The organism is Streptomyces sp. NPDC043680, assembly GCF_056436685.1.
Window position 1 is genome coordinate 551,344 of sequence record NZ_JBWKCE010000002.1, and the last position, 15,443, is coordinate 566,786.

Below are 15,443 nucleotides of genomic sequence, written 5' to 3' on the forward strand. Positions count from 1 at the left end.
CTTACCGCTGTACCGCTACTGCTGCTACCGCTGTACTGCTGGTGCCGCGTACTGCTGTTACCGCGGGACGGCCACTGGCGGCTTAGTACCAGTGGTGGGCCTGCCAGAAGTTCCAGGCGCCGACCGGGCTGCCGTAGCGGGAGTTCATGTAGTCCAGACCCCACTTGATCTGGGTGGCCGGGTTGGTCTTCCAGTCGGCACCCGCCGAGGCCATCTTCGAGCCCGGCAGGGCCTGGACCAGGCCGTACGCGCCCGAGGAGGCGTTCGTGGCGGTGTGGTCCCAGCCGCTCTCGTGGGAGATGATCTTGTCGAAGGCGGCGAACTGGGCCGGGTCCTTGATCATCTGGTGCGCGATCGCCTTGGCGCTCGTCGGGGCCGCCTGGGCGGGAACCGTGGAGAGCATGGTGCCGGCGACGCCCAGGGCGACGATGGAGCCGGCGAGGGTCTTCTTGGAAGCGGCGATGCGGCGGATGACAGCGTTGGACACGGATGAACCTTCCGAAGGGGGCAAGGGCGGTCGCGGGCACGTCGAAGACGTGCGTGAGCCACTCACGCGGAGGAGAGGGGTTCGTCGGGCGGGGGGTGAAGACCCCGGCCGCCGTAGCGACAACACCAGTTAGCCAGGCTGAGAAGGGTCTGGCAACGGCCCCTCTTACTACGCGCCCTCGCAGTCGGGTCCTTTCGACCCCTTCCCGAGGTGAGCGGCGTCCGTGCAGGTGGGAGCCGGTTCGGAGGGGCTCCCGAGGGGGGCGCGGCGCCTACTATCCGCGGTCGGATGTGACGTGGGTCCTGTGGGGCGGGTCACCGCCGGATGCCCGAATTCTCACCTTATGTATCGGTTCGTCACGCGAAAAGGGGCGTGGGTGTGGCCGCCATCAACGCGAACCGAAGGAAATCGGCGCCTCGAACGCCGCTTTCCGCACCGCCCTCCGCAGCGCCTTCAGCAGCGTCCCGCCGAGCGTCACCGTCAGCACGACGGTCAGGGCGGCCCGGCCCAGGTCCCACCCCAGGGAGGTCGCCAGGCAGTACGCGACGAAGCGCGCCAGGTTCGCGGCGAGCGGCTCCCCCGGATGGAAGGAGATGCCCTGGCCCATGCCCTGCAAGGTCACCCAGCCCTGCAGGTTCATGATCGTGCCGTACGCGAACGAGCCCGCGAAGCCGTACGCCGCCAGCATCGCCAGCTCCGTCCGGCCCCGGATCCGCTCCGCGCCCGGCAGCAGCCCGGCCCCCAGCGAGAACCAGCCCAGCGCCAGCATCTGGAACGGCATCCACGGACCGACCCCGCCCGTGAGCAGGGCGGACGCGAACATCGTGACCGAGCCGAGGACGAAGCCGAAGCCCGGCCCGAGGACCCGGCCGCTCAGCACCATCAGGAAGAACATGGGCTCCAGGCCGGCCGTCCCCGCGCCCAGCGGCCGCAGGGCCGCGCCGACCGCCGCGAGCACCCCCAGCATCGCCACGGCCTTGGCGTCCATCCCCTGGTCGGCGATGGTCGCGACGACGACGGCGACCAACAGCGGGAGCAGGGCCGCGAACAGCCAGGGGGCGTCCTCGGAGTGCGCCAGGCCGGACCCGCCGTCGGCGAGCAGGGGCCAGCCGAAGGCCGCGATGCCGATGAGGGTGACGAGGAGCAACGCGGCGGCCGCGCGGGGGCCGATACGGACGGGCCTCATCGGGCGCCCTCCACGGCGCGGGCGACCTGCGCCACCGTGAGCCAGGGCGCGGGAGCCAGGATCTTGGCCACCTGGGGGGCGAACGCGGGCGAGGAGACGACCACCTCGGCCGTCGGGCCGTCCGCCACGATCTCACCGCCGGCCAGGATCACGACCCGGTGCGCGAGTTCGGCGGCGAGCTCCACGTCGTGGGTGGCGAGGACGATGGCGTGACCCGCCGCGGCGAGCTCCCGCAGCACCTCGACCAGCCGGGCCTTGGCGGCGTAGTCCAGACCGCGGGTCGGCTCGTCCAGCAGGAGGAGTGCCGGCCGGCCGGTCAGCACCAGCGCCAGCGCGAGCGCCAGGCGCTGCCCCTCGGAGAGGTCGCGGGGGTGGGTGTCGTCGGGCACGCCGGGCAGCAGGGCCGAGACCAGGTCGCGGCAGGTGCCGGGGGCCGCGCCGGCGTCGGCGTCGGCGGCCTCGCACTCGGCGGCGACCGTGTCGGCGTAGAGCAGGTCGCGGGGCTCCTGCGGGACGAGGCCGACCCGCCGGACCATCTCGTGCGGGGCCGTCCGGTGCGGGGCCCGGCCGCCGACGCCGATCGAGCCGGAGGCGGGCTCGACCATGCCGATGAGCGCGGCGAGCAGGGTGGATTTGCCGGCGCCGTTGCGGCCCATGAGGGCGATGGTCTCGCCCGGGGAGACGGTGAGGTCGATGCCGTGCAGGACCTCGGCGCGGGCACGGCGCACCGAGACCCCCCGGGCCTCGGCCACCGACGGCGACGGGGACGGCGGCGCGGCCGCAGCGGCGGGCGTACGGCGGAGCCGGGACCACAGGGCGGGACGGAAGCCGGTGCCGCGGCCCGGGGTTTCCTTCCCGGCCCGCACTTTCCCGGCAGCGGGACCGTGCCCCATCGGGCCGACCGCCGGCGCGGCCGGGTCGGGCGTCGCCACGGCTGCCGGTGCGGGTCCCGCCGCGAGCGGGCCGGGGGCGTGCTCGGACAGGCGGGAGCGCAGGGGCGCTGCCAGGCGGCGGGCGTCGCGGATCGACAGCGGGAGCGGGGACCAGCCGGCGAGGCGGCCCAGCGAGACCACCGGCGGGTGGACCGGGGAGACGGCCATCACCTCCGCGGGCGGCCCCAGCACGGGTGCGGCGTCCCGGCCCGCAAGCAGCAGGACCTGGTCGGCGTACTGGACCACCCGTTCCAGGCGGTGCTCGGCCATCAGCACCGTCGTGCCCAGGTCGTGGACCAGCCGCTGCAGGACCGCCAGGACCTCCTCGGCGGCCGCCGGGTCGAGGGCGGAGGTCGGCTCGTCCAGCACCAGGACGCGCGGGTGCGGGGTCAGGACCGAGCCGATCGCCACCCGCTGCTGCTGCCCCCCGGACAGGGAGGCGATCGGACGGTCGCGCAGCTCGTTCAGGCCCAGCAGGTCCAGGGTCTCCTCGACCCGGCGCCGCATGACCGCCGGAGCCAGGCCGAGGGATTCCATCCCGTACGCCAGCTCGTCCTCGACCACGTCCGTCACGAAATGGGCGAGCGGGTCCTGTCCCACCGTGCCGACGACGTCGGCGAGCTCTCGCGGCGGGTGGGTGCGGGTGTCCCGGCCGGCGACCGTGACCCGCCCGTGCAGCGTGCCGCCGGTGAAATGCGGGACGAGACCGCTGACCGCGCCCAGCAGCGTCGACTTGCCGACGCCCGACGGGCCGACCAGGAGCGTGAGCTCTCCCTCGGGAACGACCAGGTCGACGCCTTGGAGGGCGGGCTCCGCGGCGCCGTCGTAGGTCACCGACACCTGCTCGAAGCGGATCACTGCGCTGTCTCCTTGGGCGGTACGGGTGCCACGAAGGCGGGAAGCAGGCCGATCAGGATCGCCGCCGCAGGCCACAGCGGCAGCGTCGGCGCCACCAGCGGGACCACCCCGGGGTGCAGGCCCTCCGGGTCGAGGGCCCCGGCGCAGGCCATTGCGGCGGCCACGGCCGCGCCCGACCCGGCGACCAGCCACGCGCGCGGGCCCCAGCGGTCGGGCCGGTAGCGCGTACGGATGCTGCGCCGGCCGCCCAGGCGAAGCCCCGCGAGGGCGAGGAGCAGGCCGAGGAGCAGGACGGGCAGCCCGTACCCGGCGCCCTCGGCGGCGAGCAGGCCGTACGTGCCCGCGCACACGCCGAGCAGTCCGCCGAGGGTGAGGGCGTTGGTGGTGTGGCGGACGGCGGCCGGAACCTCGGCCGTACGGCCGTAGCCGCGGGCGTCCATCGAGGCGGCCACGGCCACGGAACGTTCCAGGGCGCCTTCGAGTACCGGCAGGGCGATCTGTGCGATCGCCCGGATGCCGCCGGTGGGACGGCCGCGCAGGCGGCGGGCGGTGCGCAGGCGGGCCACGTCGGCGACCATGTTCGGCGCGAAGGTCATGGCGACCACGACGGCGACGCCGGCCTCGTACAGGGCGGCCGGGAGCGACTTGAGGAGCCGGGCCGGATTGGCGAGGGCGTTCGCGGCGCCGATGCAGACGAGCAGGGTGGCCAGCTTCGCGCCGTCATAGAAGGCGAAGACGAGCTGCTCGGCGGTGACCCGGCCGCCGAGGCGGATGCCCTGCGCCCAGGCCGGGAGCGGGAGCTCGGGGAGGGTCAGCAGCGTGTGCGCGCCGGGGACGGGCGAGCCGAGGACGGCGGAGAAGAGGAGGCGCAGGGCGATGACGAAGAGGCCGAGCTTGAGGAAGGCGCCGTACGAGCGGGCCCAGGGGGCGGTGGTGCGGCGGGCGGCGACGACGTAGCCGGCCACGCCGACGAGGAGGCCGAGCAGGAGCGGGTTGGTGGTGCGGGAGGCGGCGGTGGCCAGCCCGAGTGCCCAGAGCCACCACGCACCCGCGTGCAGTGCGTTGCCCCGGCGGGCCTGCGGGGCCGTGTGCCTGCGGCTGCGGCTGCGCGGGGCCGGCGTCTCTTCCCGGGCCGTTCGGCTGGTCCGCCCGGGCCGCGGTCGCGGGCCGCTGCCGCTGCCGGGGGCGGTCCCAGGCGCGCTCGGGTTTCCCTCCGCGGCACCCGTGCGGGTGGCCCCGGGGGTCGGCCGGCTGGCTTCGGCGTCCGCCCCACCGCGCGGCGGGGCCGGGACGCCGTCGGCGGGGCTGGCGGAGCCGGCCGACGGGGTCATCGGGTGCGGCGGCGGCGGGACTGCCAGACCGCGGCCGCGGCCAGGGCCGCCACCGCCGCAAGGCCCGCCAGCAGGCCCGCCGAGGGGCCGCCGTCCGACGGGCCCTGGGCCGCCGGCTGTGGGGCGGACGGCTGCGCGGGCTTCGGCTCGGCGTCCGCCATCGGTTCGCCGCAGCCCTGCTTCGGGTAGCCGGAGATCCCGCACAGCAGTGCCGCGCTGTCGTACCGCAGCGGTTTCGCCACCTGCGCCAGCGCCTCGGCCGCCGTGGCGTCCGGGGGCACTTGGGCGCAGGCCGTACGCGGCGCCTCCTGCGGCGGCGCTTCGCCCGCCGGGGCGTCCGCCGCGAGACCGAAGTCGACGACCAGCGCCACCCGCTTCCTGCCCTCCACGGCGGGGGTCGAGCCGCAGATCGCGGCGAAGTCGGCCGCCGCCCGCGGCTGCGCCGCCTCCGCCGCCGCGTCCTTGCTCACCGAGAAGCGGAACCCCTGGACCGAGCCGTCCGCCGGGCGGGCCGACGACGGGCCCTGGGTGGCGTACTGCCACCGGCCGCCCGCGCCGTCCCAGAACGACCAGTACCGGTAGCTCGACGCCAGAGCGGGAGACGCGGCGAGGAGGGTGAGGAGGATGCCGACGGCGAGCGCCGGCAGGGTCGGGCGGCCGCGCATCAGAGCTGGTTCTTCTTCCGGCGGCCGCTCAGCATGATGCCGATGCCCATGCCGGCCGCCGCGCCCGCGCCGACGATCCACCAGATGTCCTGGCCGCCGGAGCCGTCCTCGTCCTTCTTCTTCTCGTCCTTGTTCTCGGCCTGCGCCGCCTGCGGGGCCGGGCCGGTCGCGTTCAGGGCCGACACCAGGTCCGTGCCGCCGAAGGACCTCGGGTCCGCGCCCGTCGCGTGCGCGGTGAGGATCAGCGTGCCGAGGGCCGCGGGGCTGCCCTTGGACCAGTCCGCCGAGTTGGCCTTCAGCCATTCCAGCGCGCTCGCCGCCGACTGCTTGTGCCCGGCCGCGGCCAGGGCGATCACCGCGTCGGCGGTGTTGCCGGTGTCCGCGGTCGGCTGGTCCGCGCCCGGGGTGACCGCGGTGAGGTGGCCGTCCTTCTTCAGGGCCTCGGCCAGGTAGCCGGCCGCGCCCTGCCCGGCGGCCACCGGGTCGGCCGCGCCCGCCGGGCAGGCCGGCGGGGCCGCGGGGGTGTCCGTGGCGGCCGGCTCGACCACCGCGCCCTTGCCCAGGCCGGCCAGGACGGCCGCGGCCGTCGCGTCGGCGTTCGCGGGCAGCTTCCCGTCGGTCGGCTGGTAGCCGAACGCGCCCCGGTCGGCGGCCGGCTCGGCGGCGCAGCCCAGCTGGAAGGCCAGCAGGCCCTCGTATGCGGACTTGCCGGCCTTCGACCTGACCTCGGCCGGCTTCTCGCCCGCCACGGCCAGCGCGCTGATCACGATCGACGTCGAGTTGCCCTCGCTCGGGGTGCCGGGGACGAAGGCCCAGCCGCCGTCCTCGTTCTGGACGGACTTCAGCCAGTCCACGGCCTTCTTCACCGCGGCGTCGTGACCACCCAGCGCCTTCAGCGCCTGCACGGCCACCGAGGTGGCGTTGGTGTCGAACACCGTCGCCGCGTCGCACGCCGCGCCCGCATCCGCCCGGAAGGAGGCGAAGCCGCCGTTCGCACACTGCTGGCCGACGAGCCAGTCGACGGCCTGCGGGGCGGGCTTCACGCCGACCGTGCGCTGGGCGAGCAGGGCGAAGGACTGCCGCCACACGCCGTCGTACGTCGGGTCCTTCTCGCCGAACAGCCCGGACGGGACGACCGGCGCCGCGGAGGCGGAGGGGGAGGGCGCGGCGAGGGCTGCGGGGGCGGCGCCCGCGCAGAGCACGGCGGAGGCGGCGAGCGCGGCGGCGCTGCGGCGGACGTTCATGGGGGCGGGTGCCTCTCCTGCTGGGGAGCAGGAGGCAGGCACGCTCAGGCACCGGGCTCCGGCTCCGTTTACCTCGACGGTGCCGGCCGCCGGGGGGCTCCGGCGGCGCGAGCCGCGCACCTCCCGTACGGGGCAATCCGGCTCCCCGGTCCCGGCGGTGCCGGCGGGTCACGGTTGCGGGTCAGCGCCGGATTCCCACCGGCTTCCCCCCGTACGGCAGGGTGGACGACGGGTTCACTCTACCGGCCCGTAGCCTGCCTGCCCGGGGCGCCGCCGGTCGGCGCCCCTTACCGGGCCCGGTGGCAGCGCCCGCGACGCGCCGCAGGTACGCGGCCTCACAGCGCCCGGTACGCCACCGGGTCGCTGCCCGCGACCGCCTCCGCCCGGCCCTGTTTCACCAGCCGCCGCAGATGCGCCTCGGCCTCCGAGACGGCGATGTTGCGGGAGCCGTACGGGATCTGCGCCCAGGGCCGGTTCCACTCCATCCGCTCCGCCAGACCCCACGGGGTCAGCGGCTCGGCCAGCAGCTCCCACAGCCCGGTCAGCCGCTCCGCGTGGTGGCGCAGCAGCTCGCGGACCCGGGCCGGGGCGTCGGTGAAGGGGTGCTGGTGGGCCGGCAGCACCTCCGCCGGACCGAGGCGGCCGATCCGTTCGAGGGAGTCGAGGTAGTCGCCGAGCGGGTCGGTGACCCGGGTGTCCTCCGGGTCCTCGTACAGGCCGATGTGGGGGGAGATCCCGGGCAGCAGGTGGTCGCCGGAGAACAGGCGGCCGTTGCCGGGCAGCTGCGCCGGGTGCTCCTCCTCCAGGTGCAGGCAGACGTGGCCGGGGGTGTGGCCGGGAGTCCAGATCGCGCGGAGCCTGCGCCCGGCGAGGGGAAGCAGCTCGCCGGGGACGATCTCCCGGTCGGGGACGGCGGCCCGCAGCCCCGGCAGCGTCCGCATCCGCCCGGCCGCGCGGGCCGCCCGCAGCGGGGCGATGTGGTCCTCGGGGGCCCCGGCGGCGGCGAGCTTGTCGCTCATGTAGTCGAACCAGACGCCGGGCTCCGCGGACCGGGTCCGCAGGACGACCTCGGTGTCGGCCGCGTGCATGGCGATCCAGGCGCCCGAGGCCTCCCGGACCCGGCCGGACAGGCCGTGGTGGTCGGGGTGGTGGTGGGTGATGACCACGCCGTGGACGTCGGCGACGGCGATGCCGAGCGCGCCGAGGCCGGCGACGAGGGTGTCCCAGGACTCCGGGTCGTCCCAGCCGGTGTCGACGAGGACCGGGCCGCGGCCGGTGTCGAGGACGTGGACGAGGGTGTGGCCCAGCGGGTTGTCCGGAATGGGCACCTTGATGCCGTGGACGCCTCCGCCGTGGTCGGTGACCTGCGGCACGGGATGGGGCTTCGCCTGTGACGGATCCGCTGGCATGAGGGGCTCCCTGTCTGCGCCTGGCCGCGGGCGTGGGCCGCCCGGCCTCCACTGTGACGAGAACGTGTTGCAGTGGTCGCCCAAGTCGACCATCTCCGGGGCTTCCTGACCAGTCGTGGGATCACCCGGGTGGTTGCGTCCCGGCCGTGGACTCCTGGAAATAGAACTGGTATCAGTTCTGGGACGCCAAGCCGCAGGAGGCAGCAGCCATGACCGAGCTCGTGGAACACGGACACCTGTTCATCGGCGGGGAGTGGACGGATCCGCTGGGCACCGACACCATCCGGATCGTCTCCCCCCACACCGAGCAGGTCATCGGCAGCGTCCCGCACGCCTCGAACGCGGACGTGGACCGCGCCGTCGCCGTCGCGCGCAAGGCCTTCGACGAGGGCCCGTGGCCGCGGATGTCCCTCGACGAGCGGATCGCCGTCGTCACCCGGATCAAGGACGCCATCGCCGTCCGGCACGAGGAGATCGCCCGGTCGATCAGCTCCCAGAACGGCTCCCCCTACTCCTGGAGCATCCTCGCGCAGGCCCTCGGCCCGATGATGGTCTACGACGCCGCGATCCAGGTCGCGCGCGCCTACCCCTACGAGGAACACCGCCAGGGCGTGCTCGGGCCGATCCTGGTGCGCCGGGAGCCGGTGGGCGTGGTCGCGGCCGTCATCCCGTGGAACGTCCCACAGTTCGTGGCCGCCGCCAAGCTGGCACCCGCGCTGCTGACCGGATCGACCGTGATCCTCAAGCCGTCGCCGGAGTCCCCGCTCGACTCGTACATCCTCGCCGACATCGCGCGGGAGGCCGGGCTGCCCGAGGGGGTGCTGTCGATCCTGCCCGCCGACCGGGAGGTCAGCGAGTACCTGGTCGGCCACCCGGGCGTCGACAAGGTCGCCTTCACCGGCTCGGTGGCGGCGGGCCGGCGCGTGATGGAGGTCGCCGCGCGCAACCTCACCCGGGTCACGCTGGAACTCGGCGGCAAGTCCGCCGCCGTCATCCTGCCCGACGCCGACCTGGAGAGCACCGTCGCCGGGATCGTCCCCGCAGCCTGGATGAACAACGGGCAGGCGTGCGTGGCCCAGACCCGCGTCCTCGCGCCGCGCAGCCGGTACGAGGAGGTGGCCGAGGCCCTCGCGGCGGCCGCCGGCGCCCTGGTCGTCGGCGACCCGCTGGACCCGGCGACCCAGCTCGGGCCGCTGGTGGCCCCGCGCCAGCAGCAGCGCTCCCTCGACTACATCCGGATCGGGCAGGAGGAGGGCGCCAAGGTCCTGGCGGGCGGCGGCCGCCCCGCGGGGCTGGAGCGGGGCTGGTACGTGGAGCCCACGCTCTTCGGGGACGTGGACAACTCGATGCGCATCGCCCGCGAGGAGATCTTCGGACCGGTGGTCTGCCTGATCCCGTACGCGGACGAGGCGGAGGCGGTACGGGTGGCCAACGACTCGGAATTCGGACTGAGCGGCAGCGTCTGGACGGGGGACGTCGAACACGGCATCGACTTCGCCCGGCAGGTGCGCACGGGCACCTTCAACGTGAACACCTTCAGCCTGGACATGCTGGGACCCTTCGGCGGCTACAAGAACAGCGGGGTCGGGCGGGAGTTCGGCCCGGAGGGGCTGAGCGAGTACCTGGAGCACAAGATGATCCACCTGCCGGCGGGTTACGGGGTCGGGGCGGGTGCCTGATGGGCGACCGCTGGCACGTGGAGGTGGACCGGGGTGTCTGCATCGGCTCGGGGATGTGCGTGAACCACGCACCGCAGGGCTTCGCCCTGGACTCGGCCCGCCAGTCGCACCCCCGCGACCCGGAGACGGACGCGAACGAGCCGGTCCTGACGGCGGCGGAGGGCTGCCCGGTGGAGGCGATCACGATCACCCTGGCGGCGACGGGGGAGACGGTGTTCCCGCCGGAGGAGTAGGGGGGCGTCGGGGGGCGGGGGTCGGGGGGCGGGGTCGGCGGGATGCCCGCGTGCGGGGGCGGTAGGCGGGGCGGGATCGGGGTGGGCGGGATGCCCGCGTGCGGGGGGCGGTAGGCGAGCGGGGGCGGGGCGGGCGGGATGCCCGCACCCGGCATCAGAGGGAGTCCGGGGGCTTCCCGGCAGTCGACTGTCCTTCCGTGTCGGTCCGGGCCGTCAAGGGCGCTCCTCCTCGTTCCTCGTCGTCGCGTCGCTTCGCGATGGCCTTCGGCCACCCTTGACTGCCCGGCCCGCCCCGGAAAGACAACAGACTGCCGGGAAGCCCCCGGGGAATGGCCGGGGGGTTCGTGTTCAGGGGCGGGCCCGTCAGCGATCCACGGGCCGATCCCGGCTGCCATGTCCCCATCCGGGGCCGACCATCTCCTCTTCCCGAGCCCAGCCCGGGTCAAGCCGCAGCCGACGCCAATGAGATGGGCATCGGCGGCCATCCGCCCACCATCGCGTCAGATCGCTACACAGTCGGTCTCGGCATAGCGTCCGCGGCCCGTCTGGGGTTGCTCATAGCCGCGACAGATCGCTACACAGTCGGTCTCGGCATAGCGTCCGCGGCCTGTCTGGGGAAGGTGCGATAGATCGCTACACAGCCGGGCATGGGTTGGCGTCCGGCGGCCGTCTGGGGGGAGGGGAATGGGCGCCATCGACGCGGTCATGACGCCAGTCATGCCTCTGCGGCCTGTTTGTCCCGTTTTGGCGGCCGGTTGGTCGATGGATGGGCTCTTGACTGCGCGTGATGACGAAAAGCCTGGCATCTGGCTCCTTCTGAGCCCTTTCGGCCCTCCAGATGCCCCACGAAGAGGCCGCCAAGGTCTCCAATGGGCCGCCGTGGGGCCTGAATGACGCTTGGATCGGTCCAGATGGCGGTCAGTGGCGGGCAGTGGGCTTGTCAGATGCGGCGGACGGATGCCCGGACCGGCACCCCGGGGCAGCGGTAGGGCGGGGCGGTCCGCAAGGAGACTCGTCACGATCGCCGTCGTCTCCCCAGCCCCAGGTTTCCCTTCCCGAGCCGCTGAAGAGCTTGTCATCTCGCCCCATCAACCCCAGACGGACCGCGGACGCCGAGCCGAGACCGGCTGTGTAGCGATCCGTCGCGCCCCTCCCGACTCCCGACGGCCGTCGGGCGCCAACGCAGACAAGCCCTGTGCGATCTGTGGCGGCCTATGAGCAACCCCAGACGGTCGTCGGCCGCCAAACCAAGATCAGCTGTGTAGCGATCTGTCGCGGCTATGAGCAACCCCAGACGGGCGCCGGACGCTATGCCGAGACCGGCTGTGTAGCGATCTGACGCGATGGTGGCCCCCGCGGGCCCCGGATTGCCCATCTGATTGGCGTCGGCTGCGGCTTGACCCGACCTGGGCTCGGGAAGAGGGGACGGTCGGCCCCGGATGGGGAACTGGCGGCGGGAAACGGCCCGGGCATCGCTGACGGGCCCACCCCTGAACACGAACCCCCCGGCCATCCTTCGGGGGCTTCCCGGCAGTCTGTTGTCTTTCCGGGGCGGGCCGGGCAGTCAAGGGTGGCCGAAGGCCATCGCGAAGCGACGCGACGAAGGAGCGCCCTTGACGGCCCGGACCGACACGGAAGGACAGTCGACTGACGGGACGCCCCCGGACGTTCTCTGATGCCGGGTGCGGGGATTCCGGCCCCCGAAGCCCCCGCCCCGCCTTCCGATGCCGCACGCGGGCTCCCGCCCCCGAAGCCCCGCCCATCCGCGGCCCCCGCCTACGGCCCCGTCACCCTGTGGCGGATCGGTGACAGGGACAGGGGGATCCATGACAGGGCCATCACCGTGGCTCCCGTCCAGAGGGTGGTGTGCAGCGTGGTCAGTTCCGTCAGGAGGCCCGAGGCGGCTGCGCCGAGGGCGAGGGCGCCGGTGAGGAGGAAGCGGAAGGTGGCGTTCATGCGGCCCAGGAGGGGGTCCGGGGTCACGTGCTGGCGGAGGCTGACGCCCAGGACGTTGTTCGCGCCGACCTTCATCATGGCCAGCAGCCACCCGGCCCCCGCCACCCAGAGCCACGGTCCGCGGTCCATCAGCGGTACCAGCAGCGTCGCCGGCGTCAGGCTCAGGACCAGGGCGCGGCCGTAGCCCACGCGGGCGGCGAAGGGTCGGGCCAGGCGCGCGCCCAGCAGGAGCCCCGCGCCGCCCGCCGCCCAGAACAGGCCGAGTGCGGCCGCGGAGAGACCGAGCTCCCGTACGAAGAGCACCGGGAGCATGGTGTTGACGATGGCGCTGCCCAGGTTGCTGAGGGCGGAGTTGAGCGCGAGGGCGCGCAGTTCGGGGTGGCCCAGTACGTGCCGCACCCCCTCCCGGATCTGGGCCGCCAGCGGTGTCCGGGCGGGCGGGGGCGCCGGGGTGGGGCGGATCCGGACGAGGCGGAGTGCCGAGGCGAGGTAGGCAGCGGCGGAGCAGGCCAGGGCGAAGGGGGCGGTGAGGGCGGCGACGAGGGCTCCGCCGGCGCCGCGGCCGGCGATGTTGGCGACGGCCATCAGGGTGACCAGGGCGGCGTTGGCGCGGACCAGGCCGTCGCGGCCGATGAGCCGGGGCAGCACGCTCTGGGAGCCGACCTCGGAGAAGACGGTGGCGCAGCCGCCCGCGAGGACGACGGCGTACAGCTGCGCGAGGGTCAGCCCGTCCAGCCACCAGGCCAGCGGCAAGGAGGCGTGGAGGGTCGCGCGTGCGAGGTCCGCGGCGATCAATACCCGGCGGGTGCGCAGGCGGTCGACCCAGGCGCCGGCCGGCAGGCCGATCAGGAGGAACGCGGCGGTGGAGAGGGCGGCGAGGGCGCCGATCTGGGCGGCGCCGGCGTCGAGGGCCGTGAGGGCGAGGAGGGGGACGGCCACCTGGCCGGTGTTGGTGGCGAACTGGTTGAGGGTGGAGGCGGTGAAAAGGGTGCGGAAGTCCTTGCTGCGCCAAGGGGTGGGAGCGGGGCGTGGGGATGTGGTCGCCGGGGGCGGGGCAGCGGGCATGCCGGGGCTGGTCTCCTCGCGTCGGGTGGGGGCTGGGCCGGGATTCGGCTCGTGTCATGAACAGAGCAGAACCGTGCCGTAGTCGATCGCGAAGGACAAGTTAAATGTTCTCCATGATCACTTTAGGCCAGCTAAGGAAGACCGGACCTTCGGGGTCGTGGCCGGAACCGGCCGGGAGCATGGCAGGCTTGGGGCATGGCCGCTCAGATTTATCCCAGCATCCTGTCCGCCGACTTCGCCCGGCTCGCCGAGGAGGCGAGGGCCGTCGAGGGGGCCGACTGGCTGCACGTCGACGTCATGGACAACCATTTCGTCCCGAACCTCACCCTCGGTGTGCCCGTCGTGGAGTCCCTGAGCCGCGCCACGGACACTCCGCTCGACCTGCACCTCATGATCGAGGACCCGGACCGCTGGGCCCCGCAGTACGTCGAGGCCGGCGCCGGGTCGATCACCTTCCACGCCGAGGCCGCCGCGGCGCCCGTGCGCCTCGCGCGGGAGATCCGGGCCAAGGGGGCGCGGGCGTCCATGGCGCTCAAGCCCGCGACGCCGATCGAGCAGTACGAGGACATCCTCCCCGAGCTCGACATGCTGCTGATCATGACGGTGGAGCCCGGCTTCGGCGGCCAGCCCTTCCTCGACATCATGCTCCCCAAGATCCGCCGGACCCGGGAGCTGATCGCCAAGCACGGCCTGGAGCTCTGGCTGCAGGTCGACGGCGGGGTCTCGGCCTCCACCATCGAGCAGTGCGCAGAGGCCGGCGCGGACGTTTTCGTCGCGGGGAGCGCGGTCTACGGGGCGGTCGACCCGGCCGCCGCCGTACGGACCCTGCGCGAGCAGGCGGACGCCGCGATCTCCGCGGCGCCCTGGGCGTGCGACCACTGAGGCGTGTGTGACCACGGAGACAACAGGAACAACGGGAACAAGGCTTGGTGAACAGCTCGGTGAACGGCAGCTGTCCGGGCTGATCAACGGCCGCCGGATCTGACAGGATGAACGGCGAGTCGAGAGTGTGAACAGCAGTGAGGAGAACGCGGTGTCTGCAATGTCGGCGGGACGGTCAGCCCTGCGGATGGGACCCGCGGAGCTGGTGCAGGCGGCGGCCATGGCCCGCCGCTTCTACCTGGAAGGCAAGTCCAAGATCCAGATCGCCGAGGAGTTCGGCGTGAGCCGCTTCAAGGTGGCCCGGGTCCTGGAGACCGCTCTCGAACGCGACCTCGTGCGCATCGAGATCCGGGTCCCGGCGGAACTCGATGCGGAGCGCTCCGACGCCCTCCGGGCCCGCTACGGGCTCCGGCACGCCGTGGTGGTGGAGTCCCCGGCCGATGCGACCGAGGACGCGCCCGACCCGGAGAACCTCGGCGCGGTCGCGGCCGACCTGCTCGGCGAGCTCGTCAACGAGGGCGACGTACTGGGCCTCGCGTGGGGGCGGTCGACCATCCACATGGCCGCCTCCCTGCACCGCCTCCCGCAGTGCACCGTCGTCCAGCTGACCGGGGTGTACGACGCCGGAACCGCCGAGCGCGGCTCCGTCGAAGCCGTACGGCGCGCCGCGCAGGTCTCCGGAGGCGACGCGCACCCGATCTACGCGCCGATGCTGCTGCCCGATCCCGCGACCGCTGCCGCGCTGCGGAGCCAGACCGGGATCGCGCGGGCCTTCGAGTACTTCGACAAGGTGACCGTCGCGGCCGTCTCCATCGGCTCGTGGGAGCCCGGCATCTCCACGGTCCACGACATGCTGAGCGACGAGGAGCGGGCCCACTACGCCTCGCTCGGTGTCGCGGCCGAGATGTCCGCCCACCTCTTCGATTCCGAGGGGCGGCGGGTCGGCCGGGACCTCGGCGAGCGCTGCATCACCGTCGAGGCGGACCGGCTGCGCCGGATCCCCGAGGTCGTCGCGATCGCCGGCGGGCTGCGCAAGGCCTCGGCCATCGGCGCGGTGCTGCGGTCGGGCCTGGTGACCAGCCTGGTCACGGACACGGCGGTCGCGGACTACCTGCTGACCGAGTCGGCGCCGGGGTTGCGCCCGGCGCTGGAGCGGGCCGACCCCGACGACTGACCGGGAGCCCGAGGGGTCCGGGCGGGTCCCCGGTGGGGGGCCTGCGGCGGATGGTGCCGGAATTGAGATCCTCAGCCAGGGCCGTACAGGGGCCCGCTGGGCGCATACTGGTCCCAATGACAAAGTCCGCAGTACCTCGCCGCCATTTGCCGTCCAGCCCGTTCAAGGCCCCCGTGGAACCGCCGCTCCGGCAGTTCAGCGTCGGCGACCGGGTCTCTCACGACGAGCACGGCCTCGGCCGTGTCGTCGGTATCGAGGAGGGGATCGCTGTCCTGGTCGACTTCGGGTCCGTCCAGAAACGCATTCTGAGTCCGTACACCAAGATGTCCGCACTCTGAGGAC

13 protein-coding genes are annotated in these 15,443 nt (G+C 73.8%); 5 read left to right on the forward strand and 8 right to left on the reverse strand.

What is annotated here, in order from left to right; translation table 11 throughout:
- Positions 1–82: 82 nt before the first annotated feature.
- The 7 genes from AC0666_RS05890 to AC0666_RS05920 all read right to left on the reverse strand — a co-directional run bounded on the left by AC0666_RS05890 (position 83) and on the right by AC0666_RS05920 (position 8,112).
- Positions 83–487, reverse strand: coding sequence for an aggregation-promoting factor C-terminal-like domain-containing protein (locus AC0666_RS05890; RefSeq protein ID WP_468584403.1), 405 nt, complete (start codon positions 485–487; stop codon positions 83–85).
- A 388-nt stretch (positions 488–875) separates the two neighbouring features.
- Positions 876–1,673 (reverse strand): ECF transporter S component, encoded by a 798-nt coding sequence (locus AC0666_RS05895; protein WP_468967544.1) that lies wholly within the window; start codon positions 1,671–1,673, stop codon positions 876–878.
- Positions 1,670–3,463: an ABC transporter ATP-binding protein gene (locus tag AC0666_RS05900; RefSeq protein ID WP_478707155.1), complete on the reverse strand. Its 1,794-nt coding sequence runs from the start codon at positions 3,461–3,463 to the stop codon at positions 1,670–1,672. The genes AC0666_RS05895 and AC0666_RS05900 overlap by 4 nt, the downstream gene beginning before the upstream one ends.
- Positions 3,460–4,794, reverse strand: coding sequence for an energy-coupling factor transporter transmembrane component T family protein (locus tag AC0666_RS05905; RefSeq protein WP_478707156.1), 1,335 nt, complete (start codon positions 4,792–4,794; stop codon positions 3,460–3,462). The genes AC0666_RS05900 and AC0666_RS05905 overlap by 4 nt, the downstream gene beginning before the upstream one ends.
- Positions 4,791–5,459 (reverse strand): SCO2322 family protein, encoded by a 669-nt coding sequence (locus AC0666_RS05910; protein WP_478707157.1) that lies wholly within the window; start codon positions 5,457–5,459, stop codon positions 4,791–4,793. Before AC0666_RS05910 ends, AC0666_RS05905 begins: the two co-directional genes overlap by 4 nt.
- Positions 5,459–6,703, reverse strand: a complete 1,245-nt coding sequence (locus AC0666_RS05915) for a prenyltransferase/squalene oxidase repeat-containing protein (RefSeq protein WP_468967532.1) — start codon at positions 6,701–6,703, stop codon at positions 5,459–5,461. Before AC0666_RS05915 ends, AC0666_RS05910 begins: the two co-directional genes overlap by 1 nt.
- Positions 6,704–7,038: 335 nt before the next feature.
- Complete coding sequence (locus tag AC0666_RS05920; protein WP_478707158.1) at positions 7,039–8,112, reverse strand: MBL fold metallo-hydrolase; 1,074 nt, start codon at positions 8,110–8,112, stop codon at positions 7,039–7,041.
- Positions 8,113–8,321: 209 nt separating this feature from the next.
- Between AC0666_RS05920 and AC0666_RS05925 the strand changes: the two genes are divergently transcribed.
- Together AC0666_RS05925 and AC0666_RS05930 are read left to right on the forward strand one after the other, a co-directional pair.
- The gene (locus tag AC0666_RS05925) at positions 8,322–9,791 is read left to right on the forward strand and encodes an aldehyde dehydrogenase (RefSeq protein WP_478707159.1); all 1,470 of its coding nucleotides are present in this window, start codon (positions 8,322–8,324) and stop codon (positions 9,789–9,791) included.
- The gene (locus AC0666_RS05930) at positions 9,791–10,024 is read left to right on the forward strand and encodes a ferredoxin (protein ID WP_468967523.1); all 234 of its coding nucleotides are present in this window, start codon (positions 9,791–9,793) and stop codon (positions 10,022–10,024) included. Before AC0666_RS05925 ends, AC0666_RS05930 begins: the two co-directional genes overlap by 1 nt.
- Positions 10,025–11,800: 1,776 nt before the next feature.
- Here AC0666_RS05930 and AC0666_RS05935 read toward each other — a convergent pair.
- Positions 11,801–13,045 carry an MFS transporter gene (locus AC0666_RS05935; protein WP_468970888.1) on the reverse strand — a complete coding sequence of 415 codons (1,245 nt, stop codon included), beginning with the start codon at positions 13,043–13,045 and terminating at the stop codon, positions 11,801–11,803.
- A 195-nt stretch (positions 13,046–13,240) separates the two neighbouring features.
- Between AC0666_RS05935 and rpe the strand changes: the two genes are divergently transcribed.
- The 3 genes from rpe to AC0666_RS05950 all read left to right on the forward strand — a co-directional run bounded on the left by rpe (position 13,241) and on the right by AC0666_RS05950 (position 15,439).
- On the forward strand, positions 13,241–13,927 hold the full coding sequence (rpe, locus tag AC0666_RS05940) for a ribulose-phosphate 3-epimerase (RefSeq protein WP_468583657.1): 687 nt from the start codon (positions 13,241–13,243) through the stop codon (positions 13,925–13,927).
- Positions 13,928–14,087: 160 nt separating this feature from the next.
- Positions 14,088–15,101 carry a sugar-binding transcriptional regulator gene (locus AC0666_RS05945; protein ID WP_468583831.1) on the forward strand — a complete coding sequence of 338 codons (1,014 nt, stop codon included), beginning with the start codon at positions 14,088–14,090 and terminating at the stop codon, positions 15,099–15,101.
- A 116-nt stretch (positions 15,102–15,217) separates the two neighbouring features.
- Positions 15,218–15,439, forward strand: a complete 222-nt coding sequence (locus tag AC0666_RS05950) for a CarD family transcriptional regulator (protein WP_030157491.1) — start codon at positions 15,218–15,220, stop codon at positions 15,437–15,439.
- Positions 15,440–15,443 lie beyond the last annotated feature (4 nt).

What these genes read in the sequence shown, in the direction of transcription:
- AC0666_RS05895 (WP_468967544.1), bottom strand. Translation starts at nt 1,673, where the DNA reads ATGAGGCCCGTCCGTATCGGCCCCCGCGCGGCCGCCGCGTTGCTCCTC.
- AC0666_RS05905 (WP_478707156.1), bottom strand. Translation starts at nt 4,794, where the DNA reads ATGACCCCGTCGGCCGGCTCCGCCAGCCCCGCCGACGGCGTCCCGGCC.
- AC0666_RS05910 (WP_478707157.1), bottom strand. Translation starts at nt 5,459, where the DNA reads ATGCGCGGCCGCCCGACCCTGCCGGCGCTCGCCGTCGGCATCCTCCTC.
- AC0666_RS05915 (WP_468967532.1), bottom strand. Translation starts at nt 6,703, where the DNA reads ATGAACGTCCGCCGCAGCGCCGCCGCGCTCGCCGCCTCCGCCGTGCTC.
- AC0666_RS05920 (WP_478707158.1), bottom strand. Translation starts at nt 8,112, where the DNA reads ATGCCAGCGGATCCGTCACAGGCGAAGCCCCATCCCGTGCCGCAGGTC.
- AC0666_RS05925 (WP_478707159.1), top strand. Translation starts at nt 8,322, where the DNA reads ATGACCGAGCTCGTGGAACACGGACACCTGTTCATCGGCGGGGAGTGG.
- AC0666_RS05930 (WP_468967523.1), top strand. Translation starts at nt 9,791, where the DNA reads ATGGGCGACCGCTGGCACGTGGAGGTGGACCGGGGTGTCTGCATCGGC.
- AC0666_RS05935 (WP_468970888.1), bottom strand. Translation starts at nt 13,045, where the DNA reads ATGCCCGCTGCCCCGCCCCCGGCGACCACATCCCCACGCCCCGCTCCC.
- rpe (WP_468583657.1), top strand. Translation starts at nt 13,241, where the DNA reads ATGGCCGCTCAGATTTATCCCAGCATCCTGTCCGCCGACTTCGCCCGG.
- AC0666_RS05945 (WP_468583831.1), top strand. Translation starts at nt 14,088, where the DNA reads ATGTCGGCGGGACGGTCAGCCCTGCGGATGGGACCCGCGGAGCTGGTG.
- AC0666_RS05950 (WP_030157491.1), top strand. Translation starts at nt 15,218, where the DNA reads ATGACAAAGTCCGCAGTACCTCGCCGCCATTTGCCGTCCAGCCCGTTC.